The sequence below is a fragment of the Bradyrhizobium sp. genome, assembly GCF_049586575.1.
Taxonomy (GTDB): domain Bacteria; phylum Pseudomonadota; class Alphaproteobacteria; order Rhizobiales; family Xanthobacteraceae; genus Bradyrhizobium.
This window is the reverse complement of record NZ_JBAVCF010000394.1, coordinates 1-5,543: the sequence shown is the minus strand read 5'-3', so window position 1 is coordinate 5,543 and position 5,543 is coordinate 1. Positions and strand designations below refer to the sequence as shown.

Below are 5,543 nucleotides of genomic sequence, written 5' to 3'. Positions count from 1 at the left end.
TTCAATTCAAGCCATGTCCCGGTCCGGGAAGCGTTTCGGCAGCTAGAGGCCGAACATCTCGTGGTCGCGCTTCCCCGTCGCGGCGTCCGAGTCGCGCCGCTCGACGCCACTTCCATTCGCGAGATTTCCGAGATGCGCGCCGCGCGGTGGCGACCACATCCGCCTGCGCCATCAGTTTGGTGGCCTTCAGTCCGGTGTCGTAATGCGCGCTCTGCGAGCAGTAGCCGCAGTCCTCCGGGCAACCGCCGGTCTTGATGCTGAGCAGGCTCGCGGTCTCGACGTGATTCGGATCGAAATGGCTGCGATGGATGCCTTGCGCGCGGAACATCAGATCCGCGAAGGGAAGGTCGTAGAGCGCCTGCACCTCAGCCCGCGTCCAGTTGTGCCGGACGGTCCCGAGGCCTCTGTCAGTGCCTTGGTCAGCGCCTTGGCCATCATTTCGCGTTTCGACCAACCCGTCCGCCATGCCTTACTCTCCTTTTTTATAGATAAAAATGATTTTTATCTATAATTATGCGCTTAGGCCTAGGTTAGCCGAGACGCTTGGTAACCGCATCCGATTTTGCGATAGATAATCTATGAAAGATCCGGACGACAGCTCGACGATTGTTATGCGGATCGCCGAGACGATCGCAGAACGCATCATCGATGGCACGCTGAAACCGGAAACGCGGCTGCGGCAGGATCACGTCGCGCGCGAATTCAATTCAAGCCATGTCCCGGTCCGGGAAGCGTTTCGTCAGCTAGAGGCCGAACATCTCGTGGTCGCACTTCCCCGTCGCGGCGTCCGGGTCGCGCCGCTCGACGCCACTTCCATTCGCGAGATTTCCGAGATGCGCGCCGCGCTCGAGGTGGTCGCGCTGCGCCACGCAGCATCCCGGCTGACGCCGGCTCATTTTGCGAAGATCGAATTGGCTCTGATCGAAGGCGACAACGCCGAGACGCTGCAGGAGTTTGAGGCTACCAACCGCGCCTTTCATCAGGCGCTGGTGACGCCCTGCGCGATGCCGCGGTTACTCGCCAGTCTCGACGGATTGCAGCGCGCCAATTCCCGGCTCGTGTTTGCGATGGCGCACAGTTCGGGCTGGCGGCCCCGGTCAAATCAGGACCATCGTCTCATTCTTGGGGCATTGCGGGCGCGCAACATCGAACAGGCCTGCAGCCTGCTCGCCCGTCACATTCAGACGATCGAACGCCTGGGCGTTCCCGCGACATAGGTGAGATCAGCAGCACGAAGGATGCGCCGCAGTAGCCGGTCAGGCGCCGGCCGTCGGCAGGCTCGCCGCCGCGATATCGACGATTTGAGCCAGGCGTCGTCCGATCCGGGATCGGGCAGAACGCAGCAATGTGTTCAAGTGGGCCATAACTTCATTCCCGGCGCCTTCACCCAATCCGTTGACCTGGAAATCAAAGGCGCTTGGTGCAAGGTATGGGTTCCCCTCGCCCGGGAGTCGAGATCACGGCAAAAATAGCAACAGGGTGACCGTCGAGGGCTGGCTCGACAGCAGATTCATTGCCGTGCGGTGGCCAATCGGAAACAAAATCTTCTAGCGGAAACAAAATCTTCTAGAGCATAACCCGGAAAAAATGTGCAGCGGTTTTCCGAAAAGGTCATGCTCAACCAGGGAGCCTGGTGGGGACTGGTCTGCGCCACACCGCTTGCTACCCCGGCGCAAATCCGAACGTCCGCTCGAAGCGCTTGACGTAAGCAGGCCAGACTTCGGGGTTAACGAGACGCGGCGGCCGCTTGCCGTCCAGCGCATCGAGCATCTGCTCGGCGGCAATCCTGGCCATATTCTCGCGCGCCTCCGTGGTCACGCCTGCCGTATGCGGGCTCGCGATCACATTGTCGAACTGCAACAGCGGATGATCGGGCGGCGGTGGTTCCTTGGCCCAGACATCGAGACCCGCGCCGGCAATGCGTTTGTCGCGCAGCGCCTGCTCCAGCGCGATCTCGTCATGGATGGAGCCCCGCGCCGTGGTGATGAAATACGCGTGCGGCTGCATAGCTGCGAATTCGCGGGCCCCGATCATGCCCCTGTTGTCCTTGGTGAGCGGACACGAGATCGAAACGAAATCCGAGCGGCGCAACAGCTCCTCCAGCGTCACCTTTTCGCCGCCCCGCTCGGCCATTTCCGTCGCCGATAGAAAGGGGTCATAGGCCAGCACGTTCATGGAAAGCAGGCCTTTGCAGAGCGCGGCGATGCGACGGCCGACATTGCCGAGGCCCACGATGCCGATGGTCTTGCCACCCACTTCCGCGCCCATCAGTGCGTTGCGGTTGACATTGGCCTCGCGCCGAAGCGCGCGATCGGCCTGAATGATCCGCTTCGACAGCGTGATCAGCATGGCGAGCGCATGTTCGGCGACCGAATGCGCATTGCCGCCGGACTGATTGACCACGATCACACCGGCTGCCGTGCAGGCATCGACGTCGACGGGATCGTAGCCCGCGCCGTTGCTGGAGACGATCAGGAGGTTCGGCGCCCGGCGCAGGAGATCGGCATCGACGTGGAAGTGCCTTGCCAATTCATCGCGTGCGGCGCCGATCTGATAGGCATGCGCAGCGGCAAGAATCGGCGCGGAGATATCTTCCGGACTTTCATTCTCGAGCCGGTCGAGCCGGACGTCGGCGCGCGCTTTGATGATATCGGCGTAAATCTGGTTGGCGAGATATTTGACGTAGAACACACGTTTATTGTTGACGGACATCTCTACACTTTCGGTTTGGATCAGGCTGGTGCAGTGGATTTGACATTCGCTATCCACCACTAGTCGGCCGTGATGCCGGCGGCCTTGATAATCGGGCCCCATTTTTCATAGTCGGCGTGAATTTTGGCGTCGAGTTGCCGGGGCGTGCTGCCGACCGGCGAATCCCCGAACTTGGCGAGGCGTTCCTTCACCGCGTCAGTATTCAAGGCGGCGACGACGTCCGCCGAGAGTTTCGCAACAAGTTCGGGAGGCATTCCGCGAGGCCCAAGCAGGGCCCACCAGACTTCGGTGGCATAGCCCGGCAGCGTCTCCGAGATCGCCGGCACATCGGGCAAAAGCGATGATCGCGAAGCCGTCGTCACCGCGATAGCGCGCAGCGCGCCGGCCTGCAACTGGCCCAATGCCTCCGGAGCGTTGTTGAAGGACAGCGCAATTTGGCCGCTCAGGAGATCGTTGATCGCCGGCGCGCCGCCCTTGTAGGGAATGGCCTTGATATCGACCTTGGCAAGACTCTTGAGCAATTCGCCGGCCAGATGTGTCGACGTGCCGGTGCCGGCATGACCGAAAGAAAGGCTCCCCGGCTTCGCCCGCGCGGCCGACAGCACATCGGCCAGCGACTTGAACGGCGAATCCGCGCGCACCAGGAGAATGTTGGGAGATGTCGCCAGCAACGAAATCGGCGTGAAATCCCTGAACGTGTCGTAGGGAATGTTCGGGTACAGAAAAGGATTGGTGGCGTGACCGCTCGCGACGAGAATGAGCGTATAGCCATCCGGCGCCGACGTCACCAGCGCCTGGGAGGCAACGACGCCCCCCGCCCCCGGCCGATTTTCGACAACGACCGGCTGCCCCCATTTCCGGGAAACCGCGTCTCCAAGGGTGCGTGCGAGAATGTCGACGCCACCGCCAGCCGCGTAAGGCACGAAGATATGGACGGCCCTGGACGGAAATGGCGTCTCGGCCCATACCGCGCCGGACGCTAACATAGCGGCCGCGCAGACAGCCCTCCGCGACCACCGGCTCAAGAACAAAATGCTCCAGAATGAGCTGTCCAAAAGCCTCACCCTCCCGATTTTTTCACCTTATGGCACGCCTGCGTTGCGGCCGCCTCGTCGCCGTATGCAGATCACAGCAACGGCGAGTACATGTTGACAATCGCGCCGTTCGCGTCAAGTTTCGGCGCTTAAAACAGCGCGGCCGCCGCAATCTGCAAACCATGCGAGGCGGCAAGAAGAACTGGCTTGTCAAGGAGAGCTGAATGGCGGCTGCGGACGGACAGATTTCAGCGGCCGACCCCGGCCAGAAGTCCTGGCACGAGATCGTCCTGCAAACGCTCAAGCGCAACGACATTCGGCTCGTCCCCTATGTGCCGGACCGCGTGCTGACGCGGCTGATCAAGGAAATCCACGCCGATCCGTTTTTCACGACGTTTCCGACCGCGCGCGAGGAAGAAGCGGTCGGAATCGTTTCAGGCGCCTGGATGGCCGGCATGCGTGGCGCCGTGCTGATGCAAACCTCCGGCTTTGCGACGCTGGCCAACGTGCTCGCTTCGCTCGCGATCCCCTACCAGATTCCGCTGATCATGTTTGTGTCCGAGCGCGGAACGCTCGGCGAATTCAATTACGGGCAATCGCTGGTGTGCCGTACCATGCGGCCGGTGCTCGACTCGCTCGCGATGGAGCATCACACCGCGACGAGGCTCGACGAATTCGAGTTCATCGTCGACCGCTCGATCAAGCAGGCGATCACGACGCAGGCACCGGTTGCGCTGATCCTGTCGCCGCTATTGACCGGCGGCAAGGTACTCGACAAGTGAGCGATCCTATGGGCAAGCCTCCCGCACGCAATACCAAGGTGATGAACCGGTTTGATCTGACCTCGCGTCTGGTTGCCAAGCTGAAAAAAGAAGAAGCCGTCGTCGGCGGCATCGGCAATACCAATTTCGACCTGTGGGCCGCCGGTCACCGTCCGCAGAATTTCTACATGCTCGGTAGCATGGGGCTCGCGTTTCCGATTGCGCTCGGCGTCGCGCTGGCGCAGCCCGAACGGCGCGTCTTTGCACTCGAAGGCGACGGCTCGCTCTTGATGCAGCTCGGCTGTCTGTCGACGATCGCGACGCTGAAGCCGAAAAATCTCAGCATGATCGTGATGGACAACGGCATCTATCAGATCACCGGCGCACAGCCGACGCCGGCTGCGGCAGCAACCGACCTGATCGCGGTCGCGATCGGTTGCGGATTGACGAACAGCAGCTGGGCCGCGGACGAAGAGGATTTCGAGCGCCTGATCGATGAGTCCCTGAACGCAACCGAACCCATGCTGATCGGCGTTCGGATCGACGACAAGCCGGGCACCGGAGCCACCCGCCGCGATCCCGTACAGATCCGCGAGCGCTTCATGCTTGGTCTGGGCGTCCGCGAGGCGCTGTGAGGCCCGCGATATGAGCGGCCGGAAATATTTCCGCCCGTTCACGTCAACCGCAATCGGTGGATAGACCCAGGCGAGGGGTGATCACTCCTACAATCCTCTTCTTCGCGCGCGCTCGGCACGGAAGCTCGCCGCGGCGAAACCGCCTCTGTCGCTGAGGCCGCGCCGAAGCTCCGGCCAATAGACGAGTTGCGTCAGACCGAACACCACCACGAGCACGATGAACGTGGCGATGACGGGCGCCGACGACGCGATCTCGATCAGGCGTCCCAGCGCGGACGCGGCCCAGGGCACGAGATTCGCCGGCAACTCAATCCTGCCGTTCGTCCCCGGCAACATGAGGATCGTCACAACCCCCGCTCCCAGCGCGTTGCCCGCCGCAAGCACCGTGACGGTCCAGGCGA

General features: G+C 62.0%; 6 protein-coding genes and 2 pseudogenes. 4 read left to right on the top strand and 4 right to left on the bottom strand.

Going from position 1 to position 5,543, the window contains the following annotated elements; all coding sequences use genetic code 11:
* Nucleotides 1-144: pseudogene (locus tag WB528_RS15695) on the top strand (GntR family transcriptional regulator); the annotation flags it as partial.
* Here the strand turns inward: WB528_RS15695 and WB528_RS15690 are convergent.
* Nucleotides 134-454, bottom strand: a pseudogene (locus tag WB528_RS15690) (hypothetical protein); the annotation flags it as partial. The pseudogenes WB528_RS15695 and WB528_RS15690 overlap by 11 nt on opposite strands.
* Nucleotides 455-578: 124 nt before the next feature.
* Between WB528_RS15690 and WB528_RS15685 the strand changes: the two are divergent.
* Nucleotides 579-1,217 carry a GntR family transcriptional regulator gene (locus WB528_RS15685; RefSeq protein WP_423889328.1) on the top strand — a complete coding sequence of 213 codons (639 nt, stop codon included), beginning with the start codon at nucleotides 579-581 and terminating at the stop codon, nucleotides 1,215-1,217.
* Between the two features lie 445 nt (nucleotides 1,218-1,662).
* Here the strand turns inward: WB528_RS15685 and WB528_RS15680 are convergent, their stop codons facing one another.
* Together WB528_RS15680 and WB528_RS15675 are read right to left on the bottom strand one after the other, a co-directional pair.
* Complete coding sequence (locus WB528_RS15680; RefSeq protein ID WP_423889327.1) at nucleotides 1,663-2,712, bottom strand: hydroxyacid dehydrogenase; 1,050 nt, start codon at nucleotides 2,710-2,712, stop codon at nucleotides 1,663-1,665.
* A 59-nt stretch (nucleotides 2,713-2,771) separates the two neighbouring features.
* Complete coding sequence (locus WB528_RS15675; protein ID WP_423889326.1) at nucleotides 2,772-3,698, bottom strand: Bug family tripartite tricarboxylate transporter substrate binding protein; 927 nt, start codon at nucleotides 3,696-3,698, stop codon at nucleotides 2,772-2,774.
* Between the two features lie 272 nt (nucleotides 3,699-3,970).
* Here WB528_RS15675 and WB528_RS15670 point away from each other — a divergent pair, with 272 nt between their 5' ends.
* Entirely contained in the window at nucleotides 3,971-4,528 is a 558-nt protein-coding gene (locus WB528_RS15670; RefSeq protein WP_423889325.1) for a thiamine pyrophosphate-binding protein, read from the top strand.
* A gap of 8 nt (nucleotides 4,529-4,536) precedes the next feature.
* A complete protein-coding gene (locus tag WB528_RS15665) occupies nucleotides 4,537-5,142 on the top strand; it encodes a thiamine pyrophosphate-dependent enzyme (RefSeq protein WP_423889330.1) in 606 nt (201 codons plus the stop codon).
* Between the two features lie 87 nt (nucleotides 5,143-5,229).
* On the opposite strand, the gene WB528_RS15660 is transcribed toward WB528_RS15665, so the two are convergent.
* Nucleotides 5,230-5,543 (bottom strand): hypothetical protein (locus WB528_RS15660; protein ID WP_423889324.1); only part of this gene is annotated, 314 nt, incomplete at its 5' end.